General features: G+C 67.2%; 17 protein-coding genes. 10 read left to right on the top strand and 7 right to left on the bottom strand.

The annotated features are described in order from the left end of the window. Positions 1-52: 52 nt before the first annotated feature. From BOS5A_RS15215 to BOS5A_RS15190, 6 genes are all read right to left on the bottom strand, one after another. Positions 53-1,330: an MFS transporter gene (locus tag BOS5A_RS15215; protein ID WP_151955743.1), complete on the bottom strand. Its 1,278-nt coding sequence runs from the start codon at positions 1,328-1,330 to the stop codon at positions 53-55. Continuing rightward, a complete protein-coding gene (locus BOS5A_RS15210) occupies positions 1,327-2,616 on the bottom strand; it encodes a dicarboxylate/amino acid:cation symporter (RefSeq protein ID WP_151955742.1) in 1,290 nt (429 codons plus the stop codon). Before BOS5A_RS15210 ends, BOS5A_RS15215 begins: the two co-directional genes overlap by 4 nt. Positions 2,617-2,814: 198 nt before the next feature. Continuing rightward, positions 2,815-3,087, bottom strand: a complete 273-nt coding sequence (locus BOS5A_RS15205) for a hypothetical protein (protein WP_151955741.1) — start codon at positions 3,085-3,087, stop codon at positions 2,815-2,817. Between the two features lie 72 nt (positions 3,088-3,159). Then, positions 3,160-4,632: an efflux transporter outer membrane subunit gene (locus tag BOS5A_RS15200; protein ID WP_151955740.1), complete on the bottom strand. Its 1,473-nt coding sequence runs from the start codon at positions 4,630-4,632 to the stop codon at positions 3,160-3,162. Position 4,633: 1 nt separating this feature from the next. After that, on the bottom strand, positions 4,634-7,807 hold the full coding sequence (locus BOS5A_RS15195; protein WP_151955739.1) for an efflux RND transporter permease subunit: 3,174 nt from the start codon (positions 7,805-7,807) through the stop codon (positions 4,634-4,636). Between the two features lie 6 nt (positions 7,808-7,813). Beyond that, positions 7,814-8,989 carry an efflux RND transporter periplasmic adaptor subunit gene (locus BOS5A_RS15190; RefSeq protein ID WP_199857394.1) on the bottom strand — a complete coding sequence of 392 codons (1,176 nt, stop codon included), beginning with the start codon at positions 8,987-8,989 and terminating at the stop codon, positions 7,814-7,816. Positions 8,990-9,083: 94 nt separating this feature from the next. On the opposite strand from BOS5A_RS15190, the gene BOS5A_RS15185 reads away from it, so the two are divergent. The 9 genes from BOS5A_RS15185 (at position 9,084) to BOS5A_RS15145 (ending at position 19,540) form a co-directional block, all read left to right on the top strand. Beyond that, positions 9,084-9,722, top strand: a complete 639-nt coding sequence (locus BOS5A_RS15185; protein WP_151955737.1) for a TetR/AcrR family transcriptional regulator — start codon at positions 9,084-9,086, stop codon at positions 9,720-9,722. Positions 9,723-9,817: 95 nt separating this feature from the next. Then, positions 9,818-10,576 (top strand): trehalose-phosphatase, encoded by a 759-nt coding sequence (gene otsB / locus BOS5A_RS15180; protein WP_234419363.1) that lies wholly within the window; start codon positions 9,818-9,820, stop codon positions 10,574-10,576. Further along, positions 10,573-12,366 (top strand): glycoside hydrolase family 15 protein, encoded by a 1,794-nt coding sequence (locus BOS5A_RS15175; protein ID WP_151955736.1) that lies wholly within the window; start codon positions 10,573-10,575, stop codon positions 12,364-12,366. The genes otsB and BOS5A_RS15175 overlap by 4 nt, the downstream gene beginning before the upstream one ends. Then, on the top strand, positions 12,363-13,745 hold the full coding sequence (locus BOS5A_RS15170) for an alpha,alpha-trehalose-phosphate synthase (UDP-forming) (RefSeq protein ID WP_151955735.1): 1,383 nt from the start codon (positions 12,363-12,365) through the stop codon (positions 13,743-13,745). The genes BOS5A_RS15175 and BOS5A_RS15170 overlap by 4 nt, the downstream gene beginning before the upstream one ends. A gap of 62 nt (positions 13,746-13,807) precedes the next feature. Further along, positions 13,808-14,692, top strand: coding sequence for a LysR family transcriptional regulator (locus tag BOS5A_RS15165; protein ID WP_151955734.1), 885 nt, complete (start codon positions 13,808-13,810; stop codon positions 14,690-14,692). 69 nt (positions 14,693-14,761) lie between these two features. Further along, positions 14,762-15,796, top strand: coding sequence for an N-acetyltransferase DgcN (dgcN, locus tag BOS5A_RS15160; protein WP_151955733.1), 1,035 nt, complete (start codon positions 14,762-14,764; stop codon positions 15,794-15,796). Further along, positions 15,754-16,743, top strand: a complete 990-nt coding sequence (gene dgcA, locus BOS5A_RS15155; protein ID WP_151955732.1) for an N-acetyl-D-Glu racemase DgcA — start codon at positions 15,754-15,756, stop codon at positions 16,741-16,743. The genes dgcN and dgcA overlap by 43 nt, the downstream gene beginning before the upstream one ends. Continuing rightward, positions 16,740-18,296: an N-acyl-D-amino-acid deacylase family protein gene (locus BOS5A_RS15150; protein WP_151955731.1), complete on the top strand. Its 1,557-nt coding sequence runs from the start codon at positions 16,740-16,742 to the stop codon at positions 18,294-18,296. Before dgcA ends, BOS5A_RS15150 begins: the two co-directional genes overlap by 4 nt. Then, positions 18,296-19,540 carry a dicarboxylate/amino acid:cation symporter gene (locus BOS5A_RS15145; RefSeq protein WP_199857393.1) on the top strand — a complete coding sequence of 415 codons (1,245 nt, stop codon included), beginning with the start codon at positions 18,296-18,298 and terminating at the stop codon, positions 19,538-19,540. Before BOS5A_RS15150 ends, BOS5A_RS15145 begins: the two co-directional genes overlap by 1 nt. 104 nt (positions 19,541-19,644) lie before the next feature. On the opposite strand, the gene BOS5A_RS15140 is transcribed toward BOS5A_RS15145, so the two are convergent. Further along, positions 19,645-21,573, bottom strand: coding sequence for an amidohydrolase family protein (locus BOS5A_RS15140; RefSeq protein WP_151955729.1), 1,929 nt, complete (start codon positions 21,571-21,573; stop codon positions 19,645-19,647). 145 nt (positions 21,574-21,718) lie between these two features. Here BOS5A_RS15140 and dacB point away from each other — a divergent pair, with 145 nt between their 5' ends. After that, entirely contained in the window at positions 21,719-23,158 is a 1,440-nt protein-coding gene (gene dacB, locus BOS5A_RS15135) for a D-alanyl-D-alanine carboxypeptidase/D-alanyl-D-alanine endopeptidase (RefSeq protein WP_151955728.1), read from the top strand. Positions 23,159-23,166: the final 8 nt, after the last annotated feature.

Here is a 23,166-nt window from a genome sequence, read left to right as displayed (position 1 = left end):
GTCGCTCTCCTCATTTCGATCGCTCAACGAGCGTCGGGCGCGCGCGTTCCGGTCAGTCCTCGACAATGCGGCTCGTGTCGCGCGTGTCGCGCATCCGCAGATACACCGCCAGCGACGCCGCGATCATCGCGGTCACATACCAGTAAAAGCCGCGCTCCCACCCGGATTGCTTGAACCACAAGGCGACATACTCTGCCGTCCCGCCGAAAATCGTGTTCGCGAGCGCATAGGGCAGCGCGACGCCGAGCGCGCGGATGTGCGCGGGGAAAAGTTCGGCTTTCACCACCGCGTTGATCGAGGTGTAGCCGGTGACGATGATGAGCGCGGCCATGACGAGCGCGCCCGCGATCCACGCGCTACGCGTCGTCTCCAACGTGGCGAAGATCGGGTAGGTCGCGAGGACGCCGAGGACGCCGAAGCCGATCATCAGCGGCTTGCGCCCGACACGGTCGCTCAGCGCGCCGCCGAGCGGTTGCAGGAGCATGAAGCCGAATAGCGTTACGCCGTTGATGAGCGAGGCGGTCTCGCGGGTGAAGCCGCTGGTGTTGACCAGGAACTTCTGCATGTAGATCGAGTAGGCGTAGAAGGCGAGCGTGCCGCCCGCGGTCAGCATCATCACCACGCCGGCTTCGCGCGGGTGATGGCGGATGAGCTGCCAGAAACCGGATTTGGCGGCGCCCTCCGCGACGGCATTTCTGAAACTCGCGGTTTCCGCAAGGCCGCGGCGGATGTAGAAGACGACCACCGCGAGCGCCGCGCCGACAGCGAAGGGGATGCGCCAGCCCCAGTCATCGAGCGCGGCCTCGGTCATCACCGATTGCAGCGCGAGCAGCAGCAGGATCGCGAGAAGCTGGCCCGAGATGAGCGTCACATACTGAAAGCTCGACCAGAAGCCGCGGTGCGCGCGCGTCGCCATTTCGGTGAGATAGGTCGCGCTCGCGCCGTATTCGCCGCCGACCGAGAGGCCCTGCATCAGCCGCGCGAGGACGAGGAGCGCGGGCGCCGCGACACCGATCGTCGCATAGCCGGGGGTGACGGCGATCAATAGCGAGCCTGCGCACATCAGCGTCACCGCAAGCGTGAGACCGGCCTTTCGGCCCTTGCGATCCGAATAGATGCCCATGATCCACGCGCCGATCGGCCGCATCAAAAAACCAACCGCGAAGACTGCGGCGGCGCTCAATAGCTGCGCGGTGCGGTTCTCGCTCGGGAAGAAATGCGGTGCGAAATAGAGGGTGAAGGCGGAATAGACATACCAGTCGAACCACTCGACGAGGTTACCCGCCGATCCGCCGACGATCGCTTTCAGGCGGCGCGCGCGGTCGGTCATCTGGTGCCGAGCGCGGCGTTCAGCGCATCACGATCGAGCGCATTCTCCCAACGCGAGACGACAATCGTCGCGACTGCGTTGCCGACGAAGTTGGTGAGGCTGCGGCATTCGGACATGAACCGATCGACGCCCAGGATCAGCGCCATGCCCGCGACCGGAACCGAAGGCACGATCGAGAGCGTCGCGGCCAGCGTAATGAATCCCGCGCCGGTCACGCCGGCCGCGCCCTTCGACGAGAGCATCGCGACCCCCAGCAGCAGCAACTCCTGGCCGAGCGTGAGGTCAACGTTGCACGCCTGCGCGATGAACAGCGCGGCGAGGGTCATGTAGATATTGGTGCCGTCGAGGTTGAACGAATAGCCGGTCGGCACGACGAGCCCGACGACGGGCTTGGCGCAGCCCGCAGCCTCGAGTTTCTCGATAAGGCTGGGAAGCGCGCTTTCGGACGAGGAGGTGCCGAGGACGAGGAGCAGCTCCGCCTTGAGGTATGCGATCAGCCGGAAGATCGAGAAGCCGCAGACGCGCGCGACGAGGCCGAGGACCACAAGCACGAAGATCAGTGACGTCGCGTAGAAGGTCGCGACGAGCGCAGCGAGGTTGGCGAGCGCGCCGATGCCGTAGGCGCCGATGGTGAACGCCATCGCGCCGAATGCGCCGATGGGCGCCGCCTTCATCAGGATGCCGACCATGCGGAAGACCGCGATCGATACATCTTCAAGCAGTGCGGTAACCCGTTCGCCGCGCTCGCCGATGAGCGCGAGCGCGATGCCGAAGAGGATCGCGACGAAGAGCGTCTGGAGGATGTTGCCGGTGGTCAGCGCCGAGAGTGCGGTGTCGGGGACGATATCGAAGACGAAGCCGGTGAGCGATGTCTGGTGCGCCTTGGCGGCATAGTCCGCGACCTTGCTGGCATCGAGCGTCGCGGGATCGATGTTGAGCCCCGCGCCGGGACGCACGACGTTGGCGACGATCAGGCCGACGATGAGCGCGAGCGTGGAGAAAGTGAGGAAATAGGCGAACGCCTTGGCGGCGACGCGGCCGACGCGGGCGAGATCGCGCATGCCCGCGATTCCGGTGACGATCGTCAGGAAGATCACGGGGGTGATGATCATCTTCACCAGCTTGATGAAGAGATCGCCGAGCGGTTTCAGCGCGGTGCCGGTCGCAGGCGCGAAATGGCCGACGAGAACGCCTGCGACGATCGCGATCAGGACCCAGAAATAGAGGTGGCGATACCAGGGCAGAGGGGCGGCTGGGACGGGCGCTGGCTCCGGGATCGCGATCATGTCGGCTCGTGCGCTGGGGACGGGAGGCAAGGCATGGACGCCCGACGGGGGCGGATCAAGGTCACGGTTCGACGTGTGAAACTGGGTTGGATCGCTGCCCGGGGCTCTCGCACAATTTTTGCGCTCCCGCGAAGGCGGGAGTCCAGTCTGGATCCCCGCCTTCGCGGGGATACATCACTCGCAGGGTAGCGCCGCCGCTCAGCTCAGATGCCGTGCGTGCTTGCCGCCGTAGCGCTGGCCCAGGAAGCGGGTGAGACGCTGCATCGCGCTGGAGGCGGCGTGGGCGCTTTCTACGCAGCAGGGCAGGCCGTCCTCGCTCTTGCCCGACGCGCGCATTTCCACTTTGTGGGCGAGCTCTTCGAGATCGGCGCGAGTCAGCAGGTTCTTCTCGCGCAGCACGCAGAGCAGGCTTTGCAGGATGATGAGGCTTTCCTCACCGGCGGTGGCATCGGGTTCCCGAGTCAGGTCCATGATCGCTCTCCTGTCATTTTGAAGACAGGGTACGCGAATCCTGTTCGGGGGCAAGGCCGGAATTTCGAGCCTTTAGTCCAGCCCGCCACCGAGCGAGCGATAGAGCTCGACGAGGTTGCTCGTCCGCGAAGCGCGGGTGGTGACGAGCTGCTGCTGGACGGCATAGGCGGTGCGTTGCGCATCGAGCGAAGTCAGAAATGAATCGACCCCGGCGCGGTAGCGGGCATCCGAGAGCCGTGCCGCAACCCGTGCCGCCTCTGCGCGCGCAAGCTGGGCGTTCAGCTGCTCGTCGATGGTGCCGCGCTGGGCGAGTGCGTCGGCGACTTCGCGAAACGCGGTCTGGATCGTCTTTTCATACGTCGCGACCGCCGCCTTTTGCGAGGCGCGGGCATAGTCGAGATTGCCTTTGTTCCGCCCGCCGTCGAACAGCGGCAGCGAAACCGACGGGCTGGCGGTGTAGGTCCCGCTGCCTGCGCCGAAGAGGCTGCCGAGCGCGGTGCTGATCGTGCCCAGCGTCGCGGTGAGCGAGATGGTCGGGAAGAACGCCGCGCGGGCCGCGCCGATATTGGCGTTCTCCGCGATCAGCTTGTGCTCGGCGCCCAACACGTCCGGGCGACGCAGCAGGACGTCGGAGGTCAGGTTTCCGGGAAGTGTCTGGATCGTGACATTGCCGTCACCGAGCGCCGCGGGAAGGAGATTGGCGGGAACGGTGGTGCCGACGAGCAAGTTGAGCGCATTCTGGTCCTGCGCGATCCGTGTCTGGAGAACCGCGATGTCGTTGCGCGCCGACTGGTAGTTCGTCTCCGCCTGGCGCGACTCCAGTTCGGACGCGACGCCGATGCGGAACTGCGCGCGGGTGAGGTTCAGCGTCTGCTCGAAGGCCTTCAGCGTCTCGCGCGAGAGTTTCAGCTGGTCCTGATCGGCGGCCATCGTCGCCCATGCGGTCGCGATCTCGGCGATCAGGCTGATGCGGGTAGAGCGCTGCGCTTCCTCGCTGGCGAAATACTGTTCCAGCGCCGCCTTGTTGAGGTTGCGGATGCGGCCGAACAGATCCAGCTCGAACGCCGAGAAGCCGACATTGGCGGAGTAGATTTCGAGGTTCGAAGAGCTGCCGCCCGTCGTCACGCCGGTGCCGACGCCCGTTCCCGTGCCGGTTCCCGCCCCGACGCCGCCGGTCGAGCCCGTCGCGCCGAACGCGTTGTTGGTATAGGTCGCCGAGCCGCTGACGCTGGTCGTCGGCACGATATCGGCGCGCTGGACGCGGTATTGCGCGCGCGCCTGGAGGACGTTCGCCGCGGCGAGTTGCAGGTCGCGGTTGTTGTCGAGTCCGGTCTGGATGACCTGGCGCAGTCGGTCGTCGGTGAAGAAGTCCCGCCAGCCGATCTTCGTCACATCGGGCGCGTCGGTGGGGGCAGTCGGATAGACCCCGCCCGTCGGCAGCGCGGCGGGGACCGCGCCGAGGGGACGGACATATTTGGGCGCGAGGTTGCACCCCGCGAGCGCGGTGCTCGCGGCGAGGACGAGGAGGAGAGGGCGGTAGGTCACGTCAGGCTCCCTGCGGCGCGGGCGTCGGCTTGCCCTGCTCGCGGTCGGTGTCGGTATAATGCTCGCCGTGCTGGCCGAAGATGCGCAGCACGACCACGAAGAACATCGGCACGAAGAAGATCGCGAGGATCGTCGCCGACAGCATGCCGCCGACGACCGCGCGGCCGATCGCGTTCTGCCCGCCCGCGCCCGCGCCGGTCGAGATGGCCAGCGGGAACACCCCGAAGACGAAGGCGAGGCTGGTCATGAGGATCGGGCGGAGCCTGAGCTTTGCAGCCTCCACCGCCGCATCGAAGGCGTTCATGCCGTCGCGCATCCGTTCCTCGGCAAACTCGACGATCAGGATCGCGTTCTTCGCCGACACGCCGATCGTCGTGATGAGGCCGACCTGCAGATAGATGTCGTTGTTGAGACCGGTCAGCGTCGCGGCGAGCAGTGCGCCGAGGATGCCGAGCGGCACGACGAGCATGACCGAAACCGGCACCGACCAGCTTTCGTAGAGCGCGGCGAGGCAGAGGAAGACGATGAGCAGCGACAGGCCGTAGAGCGCCGGCGCCTGCCCGCCCGACAGCCGTTCCTCGTAGCTCAGGCCGGTCCATTCCAGCGATGTGCCCGGCGGCAATTTCTCGTGAATCGCCTCCATCGCCTTCATCGCCGCACCCGACGACACGCCGGGGGCCGGCTGGCCGAGCAGCTCCATCGCGGGCTGGCCGTTGTAGCGGGTCAACTGGACCGGTGCCTGGCTCCACGAGAGGTTCGCGAACGAACTGAACGGCGCCATGGTACCGGTCGCGCCGCGGACGAAGAAGTTGCCGATATCCTCCGGCGCCAGCCGGTAGGGTTCGTCCGCCTGGATATAGACGCGCTTGACGCGGCCGCGGTCGATGAAGTCGTTGACGTAGGCGCCGCCCCAGGCGGTGGAGATGGTGCTGTTGACCGTCGACAGGTCGAGTCCCAGCGCACGCGCCTTGTCGTGATCGACCTCGATCTTGAGCTGCGGGGCGTCGTCGAGCGCGTTCGGGCGCACCCCGGCCAACGACTTGTCCTGCGCGGCCATGCCCAGCATCATGTTGCGGGCCTCGACAAGCTTGGCGTGACCGATGCCGCCGGTATCGACGAGCTGGAGGTCGAAGCCGGTGGCGTTGCCAAGCTCCTGCACCGCGGGCGGCACGACCGCAAAGATCAGTGCGTCCTTGAACTGCGAGAAGGCACCCATCGCCCGCCCCGCAATCGCCTGCGCCTTGTTCGCGGCACCCGACCGGTCTTCCCAATTCTTGAGCGGGATGAAGGCGATGCCGCTGTTCTGGCCGGCCCCGGCAAAGCTGAAGCCGTTGACGGTGAAGACGCCCTGGACGTTGCCGCCCTCTTGGCTGAGGAAGTGGTCGCGGATCGTGTCGAGGCCCTTTTCGGTGCGCGCGGTAGTGGCACCCGATGGACCCTGGACGAGCGCGATCATGATGCCCTGATCTTCATCGGGCAGGAAGCCGCTGGGCAGGCGGATGAACAGGAACGCCATGCCGATGACGATCAGAGCATAGACGACCAGCGAGCGCTTCCAGCTCCGTGCCGTCCCGCGCACGCCCTTTTCATAGCGGACCTGCCCGCGTTCGAACTTGTCGTTGAACCAGCGGAAGAAGCGCGCGAGCGGGCCCTTGCCTTCCGTCTTGTCCGGATCGTGGGGCTTCAGGATCGCCGCGCACAGCGCGGGCGTCAGGATGAGCGCGACCATGATCGAGAGCACCATCGCGGAGACGATCGTGATCGAGAACTGGCGGTAGATGACGCCCGTAGATCCACCGAAGAACGCCATCGGCAGGAACACCGCCGACAGGACGAGCGCGATGCCGACGAGCGCGCCGGTGATCTCGTCCATCGATTTGCGCGCGGCGTCCTTGGGACTGAGATGCTCGGTCTGGATCAGGCGTTCGACGTTTTCGACGACCACAATCGCGTCGTCGACCAGGAGGCCGATCGCGAGCACCATGCCGAAGAGCGTCAACGTGTTGATCGAATAGCCCGCGATCGCGAGCACCGCGAAGGTGCCGAGCAGCACGACCGGGACCGCAATCGTCGGGATGAGCGTCGCGCGGAAGTTCTGCAGGAACAGGAACATGACGAGGAAGACGAGCACGACCGCCTCGACCAGCGTCTCGATGACCTGTTTGATCGACAGGCGCACGAACGGTGAGGTGTCGTAGGGATAGATCACCTTCACGTCGGACGGGAAGGTCTTCGCGATCTCGTTCACCCGCGCCTTGACCGCCTCGACCGTCGTCAGCGCGTTGGCGCCCGGCGCGAGCTTGATGCCGATGCCCGAGGCGGGCTTGCCGTTCCACTTGGACGAGAAGCCGTAATTCTCCGCACCGATCTCGACCCGCGCGACGTCGCCCAGGCGGACGATCGAGCCGTCGGGATTGCTCTTCAGGCTGATCGCGGCGAATTGCTCGGGCGTTGTAAGCCGGGATTCGACCGAGACGGTCGCGTTGAGCATCTGCTCCTTGGGCGCAGGCTGCGCGCCGATCTGGCCGGCGGAAACCTGCGCGTTCTGCGCCGTGACCGCGGCGGTGATGTCGGCGATGGTCAGCGCGTAGTTGTTGAGCTTCAGCGGATCGACCCAGATGCGCATCGCATATTGCGACCCGAACGTCTGGGTATCGCCGACGCCGTTCACGCGGGCGAGCGGGTCCTGAAGCTTCGAGACGATATAGTCGGCCAGATCATTGCCGTCGTGGCTGCCGTTTTCCGAATAAAGCCCGACGAACATCAGGAAGTTCTGCGTCGCCTTGGCGACCAGCAGGCCCTGCCTCTGTACTTCCTGCGGCAGCAGCGGTGTCGCCGCCTGCAGCTTGTTCTGGACCTGGACCTGCGCGATGTCGGGATCTGTGCCCTGCTCGAAGGTCAGCGTGACGGTGACGGTGCCGGCCGACGAGGACGAGGACGAGAAGTAGCGAAGGTTGTCGATTCCCTTCATCTGCTGCTCGATGATCTGCGTCGTCGTGTTCTCGAGCGTCTGCGCATCCGCACCCGGATAGGTCGCGGTGATCGAGACCGCGGGCGGCGCGATCGCGGGGAACTGCGCGATGGGCAGGCTGCGGATCGCGAGCACGCCGGCGAGCATCAGGATGATCGCGATGACCCATGCGAAGATGGGGCGATCGATGAAATAGCGGGACATGCGGGGTTACTTCGCTTGGCTCTGGCCGCCGGGCGCGCCCTGGGGCGCGGCGGCGGGCTTGGCGTTCGGGTTCCAGGGCGCAGGCTTCACCGGCATGCCGGGGCGCAGCATCATCCCGCCCTCGACGATCACCTTGTCGCCGGGCTTCAAGCCGCCGGTGACGATCCAGTTGTCGCCAGACGTGCGGCTGGTCTCGAGCGTGCGCGGCTCGACCTTGTTGCCGGCGCCGACGACCATGACGGTCGCCTTGCCCTTCTCGTCGCGGCTGACGGCGCGCTGCGGCACCAGCAGCGCGCTTTGCTGGGTGCCCTGACCGAGCCGGGCGCGGACGAACATGCCGGGAAGCAGCAGGCCGTTGGGATTGGGGAAGATCGCACGGATCGTCTGGCTGCCGGTGGTCGGATCAACCGTCACGTCGGCGAAGCGCAGCGTGCCCTCCGGGCCGTAGGCGGTGCCGTCCTCCAGCAGCAGCTTCACCCTGGCATTGCCGTCCCGCGACACCTGGCCGGCGAGTATCTGCTGGCGCAGCTTGAGCAGGTCCGCGCTCGACTGCTGAATATCGACATAGATCGGGTCGAGCCGCTGGATCGTCGCCAACGCGTCGGCCTGCGCGGCGGTGACGAGCGCGCCGGTGGTGTAGATCGAGCGGCCGATGCGGCCGGAGATCGGCGCGCGGATCGTGGTGCGGCCGAGATCGATTTGTGCGGTGCGCAACAAAGCTTGCTGCGCCGCAACATCGGCGCGTGCCTGCGCGGCGCTGGTCTGCGCGTTCTCGTAATCCTGGCGGGCGATCGCGTTGATCTTCACGAGTTCGCCGTAACGCCGCGCGAGTGCCGCACTCGACGCGATGGCGGCGCGCGCGCGGGCGAGCGCGGCCTGCGCATTGGCGACCTGCGCCTGATAGGGCGTCGGATCGATCCGGTAGAGCGGCTGGCCCTTGCGGACCACGTCGCCTTCCTGAAACAGCCGCGCCTGCACGATGCCGTTCACCTGTGGGCGAACGTCCGACGTCTCGTAGGCACTGGTGCGTCCCGGCAATTCGCTTGTCAGCGTCACCGCCTGTTCACGTACCGTCACATATCCCACAGGTGCCGGTCCGGGTGACGGCTGTTGCGGTGCCTTTCCGCACGCGGCAAGCAGCAGGAAAGCCATCGCGGGGATCGCGTTACGGAGTATTGACATGCCATTCTCGCCGGGATGTGATATGTGAGTGAACGATCACTCACGCATGCTGCTACTGCGAACATCACCACGTCGTCAAGCCAAGGATTAACGAATGGCAACAAAGTCCGTCTATTGCGATCCCGGTGAATCCGGGCTGGACCGCGCTGCCGACCGTCGCCGTCGAGTCGTCGATTCGGCGCGGGACCTTTTCGTGGCGCACGGATTCCACAATACCGGCATCGCGCAGATCGCGCAGCGCTCGGGCGTGCTCGTCGGGCAGATCTACCGCGATTTCGCGGGCAAGGAGGATATCGTCGCGGCGATCGTCGAGCGCGACATGGCGACGTTCCTCGAAGACGATGCGCTGGACCGGGCGATCGCCGCGGGCGACCGCGCTCATTGCCGCGAGTGGCTGGCCGATTTCGTCGACAGCGAGGATGCCGGCGAAGAATGCGCGCTGATGGCCGAGATCATGGCAGAGGCCGGGCGCAACATGCGGATCGCCGGCATCTTCCAGTCGGTGCACGCCAAGGTCCGCGCCAAGCTGATGACCGCGCTCGTCGCTTGCCTCGACGGTTCTACGACGGGCACTGAACTGGACGCGTTCGCCGACACGATCATGGCGATGTCGTTCGGCATGATGTGCACGCGCATCACCCAGCCGAGCAAGGACATGGCGCCTGCGACCCGGGTCGTGCAGGCGACGATGCTGCGCGAACTCGATCGGATGTGTGACAGTCAGGCGGTCTGACGCCGCGCCCTGCGCACCGCTTTTGCGGTGGCTTGGGGAGACATTCCAGGTCTGACGCGTTGCACAAACTCGTTACGGACATGGAAAGGGAATGCATGACATCCGTCGCTCGCGACGCCGATGCCGACACGCTGTTCGCACCGCCGGTGATGCCGGCGGATCGCACCGCCTTGTTTCTGGATTTCGACGGCACGCTGGTCGATCTGGCCGAGGCGCCCGATGCGATCGCGATCGACGAAGGGCTGGCCGCGCTGATTGCGCGGGTGGCAGCGAAGCTCGATGGGCGCCTGGCACTGGTCAGCGGGCGTCCCGCAGGCGATCTCGCGCGCTTCCTCGACGTGCCGGTGACGATCGTGGGCAGCCACGGGATGGAGTTTCGCTGGGCCGACGGCACGCGCCAAGAGGCGGTGCGGCCCGAGGCGATGAATGCGGTCGTGACGGCGATGTATCGCTTCGCCGCGGCGGAACCGGGGGTGATCGTCGAGGTGAAGCCGCTCGGCGCCGCGCTCCACTATCGCCGTGCGCCGCATCTGGCCGACCGGGCCGAGGCGCTGGCGCTCGAGGTCGGCGGCGTGGACGGTCTCCTCATCCAGCGCGGCAAGATGATGGTCGAGGTGCGTGCGGCCGGCGGCGACAAGGGCAGCGCGCTCCGGCGGCTGATGCAGGGAGATGCGATGGCGGGTGCCGCGCCGATCTTCCTCGGCGATGATGTGACGGACGAGGACGCGTTTGAAGTTGCGCGCGACATGGGCGGCGCTGGGGTTCTGGTCGGTGATGCGCGCGAGACCGCGGCGTCCTACCGGCTCGCAAACGTCGCTGCCGTCCATCGCTGGCTGGCGGAGATCGCGGCATGACCAATCTCGATCTCTGGCCGGTCGGCAATTGCCAGGTTTCCGCCCTGATCGACACGGCGGGACGCTTCGTCTGGGGCTGTGTGCCGCGAGTCGATGGCGATCCGCTGTTTTCCTCGCTCGTCGCGGGGCACGAGCATGAAAGCGACGACGCGCAGGGCTTCTGGGCGATCGACCTGGAGGACTGCGCCTCGATCGAGCAGCAGTATCACCGCAACACCGCCGTGCTCGTCACGCGTCATACCGACAACGCCGGCAATGCGATCGAGGTCGTCGATTTCTGCCCGCGGTTCCGCCGCATGGGGCGCAGCTATCGCCCGACCGCCTATGCGCGGATCGTGAAGCCGGTGGCGGGCAGCCCGCGCATCCGCGTGCGGCTGCGTCCGACGCACAACTGGGGCGTAAAGTCGCGCGGGCGCGTCGGCGGGTCGAACCACCTGCGCTACGCGACCGCGACTATGACGATGCGGCTGACGACGACCGCGCCCGCCGGTCTGATCGACGAGGAGCGCTGGTTCCGGATCGAGCGGCCGCTGCATTTCTTCCTCGGTCCCGACGAAAGCTTCGTCGGCGATGTGGAGGCCGGCATCGAGCAGATGCGCGCCGACACCATCGCGGAGTGGCAGGAATGGGTGCGCGGCCTTGCGACTCCGCTGGAGTGGCAGGACGTCGTCATCCGCTGCGCGATCACACTGAAACTGTGCCAGCATGAGGAAACCGGCGCGATCGTCGCCGCGCTCACCACGTCGATTCCCGAACACGCCGATTCCGAACGCAACTGGGACTATCGCTACTGCTGGATCCGTGACGCCTATTACACGGTGCAGGCGCTCAACCGGCTCGGCGCGCTCGACGTGCTGGAAGGGTATCTCGCCTATCTGCGCAACATCGTCGATGGCGCGCGCGGCGGGCATACCCAGCCGCTCTACGGCGTGCTGGGCGAAGCGACGCTGGAGGAGCGGGTGGCGCCGCATCTGGCGGGCTATCGCGGGATGGGGCCGGTGCGCGTCGGCAACCAGGCCTATGAGCAGGTCCAGCACGACGCCTACGGCCAGATCGTCCTGTCCAACGTGCAGGCATTCTTCGATTCCCGGCTGTTCCGCCCGGCCGGCGTCGCCGATTTCGAATCGCTCGAAAAGGTGGGCGAGCGCGCGTGGAAGAATTACGACCAGCCCGATGCGGGGCTGTGGGAGTTGCGCACCCGGCAGAGCGTCCACACCTATTCGTCCGCAATGTGCTGGGCGGCGTGCGATCGGCTGGCGAACGCCGCGCACGCGCTTGGGCTGGAGGACAGGCACGCCTTCTGGCAGGACCGCGCCGATCACATCCGCGCGGTGATCGAGGAACGCGCGTGGCGACCCGATACCGACCGGCTTTCCGCGACATTCGGCGGCGACGATCTCGACGCCAGCCTCATCCAGCTTCTCGAACTGCGCTTCCTCGCCCCCGACGATCCGCGCTTCATCGGCACGCTGGCGGCGGTGGAGAAGGGGCTGCGGCGCGGCAGCACGATGCTGCGCTACGACACGGAGGATGATTTCGGCCTGCCCGAAACCGCGTTCAACTTCTGCACCTTCTGGCTGATCGAGGCGCTGTATTTCACCGGGCGCCACGAGGACGCGCGCGCGCTGTTCGAGGAGATGCTGACCCGGCGCACCAGGGCCGGGCTGCTGTCGGAGGATATCGACCCTGTGAGCGGGGAATTGTGGGGGAATTACCCCCAGACCTACTCGCTGGTCGGCATGATCAACTGTGCGGTCCTCCTGAGCAAACCGTGGAGCGCCATACGATGAGCCGGCTGATCGTGATCTCGAATCGGGTCAGCGCGCCGACCGGATCGACATCCGGCGCGCAGGGCGGGCTTGCGGTCGCGCTGCAGTCGGCGCTGAAGGCGCGCGGCGGGTTGTGGTTCGGGTGGTCGGGGCAGACGACCGATCAATTCAGCGGCCAGATCGACTTCCAGCGCGCGCACGGCGTGACCACCGCGACGGTCGATCTGGAAGAGCAGGATGTCGAGGAATATTATAACGGCTATGCCAACCGCACGCTCTGGCCGCTGTTCCACTACCGGATCGACCTGGCCGAATATCAACGCGATTTCGCCGAAGGCTATCAGCGGACGAACGAGCGGTTCGCGGAGACGGTGCGTCCGCTGATCGAGCCGGGCGACGCGATCTGGGTGCAGGATTATCACATGTTCCCGCTGGGCGCGGAACTGCGCAAGCGGGGCGCGAAGAACCGGATCGGGTTCTTCCTGCATATTCCGTGGCCACCGCGGCGGTTGCTCGCGACTCTGCCGGAGGCGGTCGATCTCGTCGCGAACCTCTTCGCCTATGACGTGCTTGGCTTTCACACCGCCGAATGGTGCGAATCCTTCTGCGATTTCGTCCGCGCGGAGATGGGTGCCGAGGTGAAGGACGGCGTCGCCTATCTCGGCGACCGGCAGGTCAAGCTGCTCGTCGATCCGATCGGCATCGATGCCGAGGAGTTCAAGGGACTGGCCGGGAGCACGCGTGCGCGGCTCACCTATCGGCAGATGAAGGACAGCGCGGTCGGGCGCGCGATGATCGTCGGGGTCGACCGCCTCGACTATTCGAAGGGACTGGAGGAGCGCTTCGCGGGCTACGAGAAGTTCCTCGAGGATCACCCCGAGGAGCGCAAGGAAGTGTTCCTGCTCCAGATCGCACCGCCATCGCGCGGCGCGGTCGGCAGCTATCAGCGCATCCGCAGCGCGCTGGAAGGGACGGCGGGGCGGATCAACGGCGCGCATGCCGATCTGGACTGGGTGCCGATCCGCTACGTCAACCAGGGCTATGGCCGCGACGTGCTGGCGGGGGTCTACCGCGCCGCCCGGATCGGGCTGGTGACGCCGCTGCGCGATGGTATGAACCTCGTCGCCAAGGAATATGTCGCGGCACAGGACCCCGCGGACCCCGGCGTCCTCATTCTCTCGCGCTTCGCCGGCGCCGCGAACCAGCTCGACCAGGCGGTGCTCGTCAATCCCTACAGCGCGGAAGAGCTGTCCGACGCGATCATGACCGCGCTGCGCATGCCGCGCGACGAGCGTATCGCCCGCTGGCGATCGATGATGGACGTGATCGAGCGCGAGGATGTGACGTGGTGGCTCGACCGGTTCATCGACGCGCTGATGGGCGAACCCGTCCCCGCCTGATGCCGTTCAATCGGGCTTGGCTCGATTGACCCCGGGGCGCTTTGGGGTAGGGTCGTGCGGGCATGAACCTGCGCCACATCGAAATCTTCCACGCGGTCTATGTCAACGGATCGGTCAGTGCGGCGGCGCGTGCGCTCAACGTCTCGCAACCGTCCGTGTCGAAGACGCTCCGCCATGCCGAATCGCTGCTCGGGTTCGAGCTGTTCAAGCGCACGAGCGGGCGGCTGATCCCGACCGAAGACGCGCACACGCTGTTCGCCGACGTCGCCGAAATCCAGGACCGGGTGCATCAGCTCCGCGAGGCGGGACGAAACCTGCGGCGCGGATCGGGTGGCATGCTGCGCATTTCGGCGCTGCCGTCGGTCGCGCTCGGCGCGCTGCCGACCGCGGTCGCGCGGTTCCTGCGCAACCATCCCGACGTGCAGTTCGATCTCCAGACGGTTCATCACGACGATCTGCTGCGCAAGCTCTACGAGCGCGAAACCGATATCGCGATCGCCTATGAAGTGCCGCCGGCCGCGCCGGTCGGGACGCGCTGGCTCGGCGAGGGCGAGCTGGTGCTGCTCTACCGCGAGCAGGACATGCCCGATGCGCCGCCGCGCGTCGGGCTGGAATGCCTGGCGGGCAAACGCTTCATCAGCCTCGCGGCGAGCGGCCCGATCGGCCAGCTTTTCGCGCACGAGGTCCAGCGGTTGGAGGTCGCGTTCGACGAGGTTGTGTCGGCGCGCACCTTCTACATCGCCGGCGCGCTGGTGCGGCAGGGCGTGGGGATGACGGTCGTCGACAGCTTCACCGCGCAGGCGTCGCTGGCGCCGGGCATTTCGATGCGGCCGCTCAAACCCCAGCTGACCTTCGACGTCAGCGCGATGTTCCTGATTAACCGCCCGCCGACCGCGCTCGCGACCGATTTTCTGAAGACGCTGGGCAAGGTGATCGAGGCGCCATAACGGCGGGCTATGGCGGTCCGCGCACTCGCTATGCGCTGGAAAAGGCCCGGTTCGATACGACTTTCGCCCATGATACCGGGACCTTTTCTTCTCTATCTGGGCCACAGCGCCGATTTCGTCGGCATCAAGACCTCGCGCGGGCTTGCCGCGTTTCGACCCGCCGATTGTGTTGGCGAATTCCGTCACGACGATTGCCCGCTGACGCTGAACCTGCCGCGCATGACGATCGCGCAAGGGGCCGCGGCGGGTGCGAAGACGCTCGTGCTCGGCATCGCCAATTCTGGCGGGACGCTTGGCGGCGATCTCGTCGAGGATGCCGCCGCGGCGCTGGAGGCGGGGATGCATGTCGCGGCGGGGCTCCACCATCGGCTGCGCGACGTGCCGCGGCTGGCCGAGCTTGCAGCCGAGAAAGGCCTGCACCTGTTCGACGTTCGCGAGCCGCCGGCCGACCTCGTCGTCGGGACGGGCTACCCGCGCGCCGGCCGGCGGCTGTTGACCGTCGGCACCGATTGTTCGGTCGGCAAGATGTACACCACCCTCGCGCTGGCCATGGCGATGCGGGACCGCGGCCTCGTCGCCGATTTTCGCGCGACCGGGCAGACGGGCATCCTGATCGCCGGCGACGGCGTGCCGGTGGATGCGGTGGTCGCCGATTTCATTTCCGGCGCGATCGAGCGGATCGCGCCTGCGCGCCACGACGGCGGCTGGGACCTGATCGAGGGGCAGGGTTCGCTCTTCCATCCATCCTTCGCGGGTGTATCGACAGGGTTGCTCCACGGCGCGCAGCCAGAGGCGATCGTGCTGTGCCACGATCCGGCACGGAGCCATATGCGCGGCATTCCCGGCCGCAGCCTGCCCGATCTGCAGGAGTGTCTGGAAGCGAACCTGCAGGTTGCGCGGCTCACCAGTCCGCACGTCCGCGCCGCAGGGGTCTGTCTCAACACCTCGACCTTCGAACGGGAGGCCGCACGCCGGCTGTGCGCCGAAACCGAAGATGCGCTCGGGCTGCCCTGCACCGATCCGATCGCGTTCGGGGTCGAGGCGATCATCGACGAGGTTTTATGCACCGAACCCTCCAGGCAAGCCATGACCGCTTCGCACTGACGAAGCCGTTCCGTATCGCGCGCGGGGTGAAGACCGCCGCGGATGTGGTGACGGTGACGATCGGCCAAGGCGGTGCCGTCGGCCGCGGCGAGGGGGTGCCCTATCCGCGTTACGGCGAAAGCGTGGAGACGACGCTCGCCGCGATCGACGGCGTGCGCGATGCCATCGGCGCCGGCGCGGGGCGCGAAGACCTGGTCGCGCTGCTGCCGGCGGGCGCGGCGCGCAATGCGATCGACTGCGCGCTCTGGGACCTGGAGGCGAAGCTTTCGGGCAGGAGCGTCGCGGCGATGCTCGGCCTCGCCGAACCGGCCCCGATCGCTAGCGCGCTGACGATCGTGATCGAAACGCCCGACGCGATGGCGGCAGCGGCGGTGGCGCTCGCACATGTCCCGCTGCTCAAGGTGAAGGTCGATGCGAACGACCCGGCCGCGCAGTTGCTCGCGGTGCGCGGGGTCGCTCCCGAACCGCGCCTGATCGTCGATCCCAACGAAAGCTGGGACCGCGCGCTGCTCGAGGCGATGCAGCCGCTGCTCGTCGATCTGCGCGCCGATCTGCTCGAACAGCCGGTGCCTGCCGACGACGATGCGTGGCTGGAGGAGTTCCAGTCCGAAGTGCTGATCTGTGCGGACGAGGCGGTGCACGTCGCGGACGATCTCGATCGGCTGGCGGCGCGGTACGACGTCGTCAACGTCAAGCTCGACAAGGCGGGCGGGTTGACGGAAGGGATGGCGCTGGCGAGGGCGGCGCGGGATCGGGGGTTGGGGCTGATGACAGGATGCATGGTGTGCTCGTCGCTCGGCATCGCACCCGCGCTGCTGGTGGCGGGGCTGTCCGACTTCGTCGACCTTGACGGCCCCGTCTGGCTTGCCGAGGATCGGGCCGGGGGCGTGACCGATCGTGACGGCTGGCTTCATCCGCCTGCACCAACATTCTGGGGAATGCCATGATTGCCAGCCGGTTCGCGACGATTGCAGGCGCCGCGCTGCTGCTCGGCGCAGCACCCGCCCCGGTCGATCTGCTGATCCGTGGCGGCACCGTCTATACCGGGTCCGATGCGCCGTTCACCGGCGATGTCGCGGTCAGGGGCGACCGGATCGTCGCGGTCGGCAGGCACCTTGCGATGACGGCGAAGCGCACGATCGATGCAAAGGGCATGGTTGTCGCGCCGGGGTTCATCGATCCGCATACCCATATGGGTGACGACCTCGCGTCGGACGATCCCGCGAAACGGCTGATCCCCGCCTTTCTGATGCAGGGGGTGACGACCGCGTTCATCGGCAATGACGGCGGCGGCAGCGCCGAGGTCGCGAAGGTTCTGGGCAGCGCGGCGACGAAGCCGGTCGGCATCAACTATGCGACCTATGTCGGCTTCGGCGCGGTGCGCGAGGCGGTGATCGGAGAGGCAAGGCGCGATCCGACGGCGGATGAGATGGCGCGGATGAAGCGCCTCGTCGCCGGCGCGATGTGCCAGGGGGCGATGGGGCTCTCGACCGGGCTGTATTACGCGCCGCAGAGCTTTTCGAAGACTCCCGAGGTGGTCGAGCTGGCGCGCGAGGCGGCGGTCCGCGGCGGCACCTATGACAGCCATATCCGCGACGAATCGAGCTACACCGTCGGGCTGAAGGCGGCGATCGCGGAGGCGCTCCAGATCGGACGCGAGGCGAAGATGCCGGTGCATATCTCGCACATCAAGGCGCTGGGCGTCGATGTGCAGGGGCAGGCGCCCGCGATCGTCGCAATGGTCGATGCGGCGCGCAAGGCCGGGCAGGATGTGACCGCCGATCAATATCCGTGGTCGGCATCGGGGACGAGCCTTGTCGCGTCGCTGGTGCCGTTATGGGCGCAGGATGGCGGGCGCCGTGCGTTGCTCAAGCGGTTCGATGACGCGTCGCTGGCAAGTAAGATGCGCACCGACATGACCGAGAATCTGCGCAAGCGTGGTGGCGCCGATTCGCTGCTGATTACCGAAGGGCAGTTCAAGGGGCATCGGCTGTCCGAGATTGCAAAGGCGCATAGTCTCGATGCCGTCGCAGCGGCGATCGCCGTAATCCGGATCGCCGACCCCGCCGTCGCCTCGTTCAACCAGGCCGAGGGCGACATCGCGATCTTCATGCGCCAGCCCTGGGTGATGACCGGGTCCGACGCCTCGACCGGCCACCCGCGCGTTTATGGCACCTTTGCGCGGAAATACGCCAAATATGTCGTCGCCGATCACGTGCTGACGCTCCGGCAGTTCATCGAGCGGAGCTCGGCGCTGACCGCCGATACCTTCAAGCTCGCTGGACGCGGGCATCTGAAGGCGGGCGCCTTTGCCGACGTCGTTGTCTTCGATCCCAAGACCTACGCCGCGCGTGCGACCTATGAGCAGCCGACGCTGACCGCAGCCGGAGTGCGCACGGTGCTCGTCAATGGGCGACTGGCGGTGGATGCGGGCACAATGACAGGGGCGGCCGCGGGCCGTGCTCTGCCGCATAGGCCGACCGCCGGCAGCTGCCGCTGATGCTCGCACGCTGGTTTGCCACGCCGCTGTGGAAGCGCGTGCTCGGCGCGCTGGTTCTCGGCGTTATCTTCGCACTCGTCCGGCCTGCTGCCACGCCCGCGGTGGCGTTCATCGGCGACCTGTTCGTCCGCGCGATCCGCATGCTCGTCGCGCCGATCGTCCTCGTGACGATTGCCGCGGGCATTACGTCGCTCGCCGATCCAAAGCGGCTGGGGAGCATGGGCGGGCGCACGGTTGGGCTGTTCGCCGCGACGACCGCGGTCGCGGTGTCGGTCGGGATGCTTGTCGGCGCGCTGTTACGTCCCGGCGCGGGCGCGCCGCTCGGCACGGCCGCGCCGCACACGCTCGGCGCGCCGGTCAGCGCCTACGACCAGCTCGTCGGGATCGTCCCCACCAACATCGTCGAGGCGCTGGCGAAGGGGGATATGCTCGCGCTGATCTTCGTCGCGATCCTGCTCGGCGTCGGCACGGTGCTGGCGGGGGAGGGCGGCAAGCCGTTCGCGACGCTGCTCCAGGCGACGTCGGCGGTGCTGCTCAGGATCGTCACGCTGGTGATGGAGGCGACCCCGTTCGGCGTGTTCGCGCTGATCGCAAATGCGGTCGCGGCCAATGGTGCTGCGGTGTTCGTACATGTCGGCTGGCTCGCGCTTGCGGTCGTGCTCGGCTCGCTGATCCAGATTTTCGTCGTGCACGCGCTGATGCTGCGCTTTTTGGCGAAGGTGCCATTGTGGCGTTTCTATCGCGGGATCGTCGATGCGCTGGTGATCGCCTTCTCGACCGCGTCGAGTTCGGCGACGCTGCCCGTCGCGATGCGCGTGGCGGAGGACAATCTCGGCGTGGCGCGCGCAGTCCATTCCACCGTCCTCCCGCTCGGCGCCAGCATCGGCAAGGACGGCACCGCGATGTATGTCGGGCTGCTGAGCCTCTTCGCGCTGCAGGCGTTCGGCGTGCCGATGAGCGCCGGAACCTATGGGATCGTGCTGCTGAGCGGCGCGCTGGCGGCGTTCGGAACGGCGCCTGTGCCGAGCGCGTCGCTGTTCATGCTGGCGGCGGTGTTGTCCGCGGTCGGCGTCGCGCCCGAGCAGACGGCGCTGGTGGTCGGGTTCGTCCTGCCGTTCGACCGGCTGCTCGACATGACACGGACGGTGCCGAGCGCGTGTGCCAACCTGGTGGTCGCGACGACGGTGGCGCGGTGGGAGGGCGAGCTGGACGAGGTCGTGCTCCTGGAGAGGCCGAGCGCTTAAAAGCTAAGCATCGGGTTCGCTACACCCGTTCGGCCTGAGCGAAGTCGAAGGCCATTCGCCGCGCTGGGTGCTTCGACTTCGCTCAGCACGAACGGATCGGTGTTTTAGTTGGTATCGTCGTTCGGACGCCCGACCGGCGCCATGTCGGGAACAGTCGCCCGAGGTTCCACCGTGTCCGCTGGTCCCTTGAAGAAGCGCAATTTCTCGATCTGCAGCCACGCCTTTCCGCCTGGCTCACCCTGCAACCGAATGGTCAGCGCGCGCAGTTTCGCCAGATCGAGTGCGCCTCCGCCCTTGCGGCTCTGGAACGCGCTGAAGGGAATGCGGTATTCGCGTCGCTCGGCTCCGGCCGAGAAGGTCGTGCGAAACCAGTCGCCGGTTTCAAGTCCGTAGCTGTCGAACGACAGCCCGTAATCGCCACTCCCGCGCGCCTCGAACGCGATGCCGGTAAAGCCGCGCGCGTCGGCAAGCTGGATCGCGCCCTTCGTCAGCGGCAGAATCAGCGCGGCGTAGGGGCGGGGGGCGGCGCCCATGTGCGCGACGAGGAACAGGTGCTTGTCGGTCGCGGTGTCGGGGCGGACGAAATCGAGATGGCTGTGGTCGATGCCGGGTTCGGTGCTCTCGACCGGCAGCGTATCGAGATCGGTGCGGCCGTCGGCGCGGGTGCCGATGTCGATCGGGCCGGCCATTTCGTGCGAGGGAAGCGGAGAAGGCGCGTCGGAATCGAGGAGGCGGCGGAGCTTCGGAAGGTCCACCTCGCGCCCGCCGACGAAGACGCGGCGGACGTTGTAGAGGTCCTCGATCCGCTGATCGGGTTTGCCGGCGATAAGGACGAGATCGGCGCGCATGCCCGGCGCGATCCGGCCTGAGGTTACCGATTTGCCTAGGATCTCCGCGCTGACGCTGGTGCCCGCGGCGATCGTCTCGGCTGGGGTCAGGCCGAGCTTCGCAAGCCACATCATTTCGCGCAGCGTCGACGAGCCGTGATAGACCCCGCCGATCCCCGCGTCCGTGCCGACACCGATGCGGATGCCGGCGGCTTTCAGCGTGCGGACATTGTCCTGCATGATCGTCCAGCGCCTCGATTCCAGCGTCGGGATCGCTTCGACGGGTTCCGCCATCCGCGCTTGCTCTCTCGCGCGCTCCGGCGGTCGCAGATCGGCCCATTCGGGCTTCAGGAACTGGCGGTCCTGTTGCGGCTCGTAGACGACCAGCGTCGGGATGTAGGCGGTATGGTGCGCCTGCATCAGCGCGATCAGCTCGGCATCGACCGGCGCATCGCCGACGCCGTGGCCGACCGAGTCCACCCCCGCCGCCGCGGCGACCTTCGCGCCCTCCAGCGTGACGGTGTGGGTGATGACCGGGATGCCCGCGGCGTGCGCGTCCGCGACGATCGCGGCGAGCGTCGGCTCGTTCATGCTGTTGAGATCGGGGGTGCGGCCGTAGCGCCAGCCATCGGCGAACACCTTGATGACGTCGGGCTTGTAGGGAAGCGCCTGCTTCATCGCGACGTGGGCGGCGCGGGGGGTGGCGACCTGCATGGTGAAGAAATTGCCCCATCCGAACTCGGTGCCGTGGCCGCCGGGGACGCCCAAACGGATCGCGAGCTCGAGGTGCGGCGCCTCGACGCTGTGGTCTGCGGTCATCTCGCGGATGGGGGCGAGCATCTCGCCCGACACCGAATAATCGTTCACCGAGGTGACGCCGTCGAGCAGATAGCCGGCATAGGCCTTGCCGAGATCGTCGGGCGCGTCGAAGGCGGGGGAGCGGAGATGGGTGTGGAGATCGTGCAGCCCAGGGATGAGCGTCATACCCTTGGCGTTGACCACACGGGCGCCGCGTGGGGCCTTCAGATGCGGCGCGACTGCGGTGATCCGCTCGCCCTCGACCAGCACATCGCCAAGGGTCGCGGGCGCGCCGGTGCCGTCGAAGACGCGCGCGCCGCGGATCAGCGTCGTGGTGTCACGCGGCTCCGCCGCGCCGAGCGAGGCGATGGCGGCGAGGAGCGCGAGCGCGCTTCGGGTCCACGACATGCAATTCCTTTCGACGTGCGGCGCCTTGTCGCGACCGGCCGTGCGATCGACAAGGTCGAAATGCGGGCGATATGCGCAGCGGTTATGCCAGCGCGAAGCCTCTGAATGATTTGTGCGCGGGCAAGAGGCGGCTAGGTTCGCGGCCATGATCCGCATCGCCCTGCTCGCCGCCACCGCGCTCGTCGCGCTTGCCCCCGCCGCCGCGCGCTCGACGCTGGACGATCATGTCGCGGCGGCGCTGGCGAGCGCGGGGCCGGGGACGCGCTTCGGGCTGCTCGTCACGACGATGGAGGGGAAGGAGGTCGTCGCGGTGAACCCGGACGACCGCTTCGTGCCGGCATCGAATACGAAGCTGTTCACGACGGCGGCGGTGTTCGCCTCGGGCATCGATCTGGCCGCGCCCGATACCGCGGGCGCGACGGTGCGGATCGATGGCGGCGATGTGGTGCTGACCGGCCACGGCGACGCGCGGATGTCGGCGGCGGCGGATTGCACCGACGATTGCCTCGCGACGCTGGCCGATGCGGTCGCGGCGAAAACCCGCCGCGTCCGCGATGTCATCGGCGACGACACGCTCTTTCCGGACGAGCGGTGGAGCCCGGGGATGAGCTGGAACAACATCCCGACGACCTCGGGCACAGGCATTTCGGCGCTGACGCTCGACGACAACGAACTGGCGGTGAGCGTTCTGCCGGGCAATGCGGCGGGCGCGACGGCGACGATCGCGGACGGGTATTACAGAATCGACAACCACGTCGTGACGAGTGCGGCCGAAGTGCCCGCTCGTATCGGATATGCGAGGCTGCCGAACAGCCGCGTGCTGCGGATCGAGGGGACAGTGCCGGTGGGTGCGCCTGCGAGGATGGTCACGGTCGGGATCGACGATCCAGCCGATTACGCCGCCTGGACGCTTCGCCGGATGCTCGTCGCGCGCGGGGTGAAGGTGAGCGGAGCGGTGCGCGTGCGCCACCGCGCCTTGTCGCCCGCCGACGATCCGGAGCAGCGTGGCACAGCCCCCGCAACTCCGCCGCCAACCGAGTCCGCGCCGCTTGCGCGGTTGTCGCCGAAGCCGCTGATCGAGGACCTGATCCATACCAACAAGGTCAGCCAGAACGTCCATGCCGAGCTGTTCCTGCGCCGGGTCTCGCGGTTGTCGGGGAGCGGGTCGATCGCGGACGGGCAGGCGCGGGTGACTTCGCTGATGACGACCGCCGGCGTGCCGCGCTGGGCGTGGGACTTTGCCGATGGATCGGGCATGTCGAGCTACAACCGGGTCAGTCCCCGCGCGACGGTGGGGTTGCTGCGATACAGTGTGACGCAGCCCTGGGGCGAGGCTTGGCGCTCGACCTTTCCGGTCGCGGGCGTCGACGGGACCTTGAAGCGGCGGTTCGTCGGCACGCCGTTGCAAGGCCGGCTGTTCGCGAAGACGGGAAGCCTCGACAAGGCGAACGGCCTTGGTGGATTCCTGACGACGGCGAAGGGCAAGACGCTGGTCTTCGCGGCCTATGCCGCCGACATGCCGCAAAGCGGGTCGGCGACGAAGGCGCTCGATGCGGCATTGCAGGTGGTCGCCGCGGAGAATTGAAGCTGTGC

Source organism: Sphingomonas sp. EC-HK361, from assembly GCF_902498785.1.
GTDB lineage: Bacteria > Pseudomonadota > Alphaproteobacteria > Sphingomonadales > Sphingomonadaceae > Sphingomonas.
Note: the sequence above shows the minus strand (reverse complement) of the source record. Positions and strands in the feature narration are given on the sequence as shown.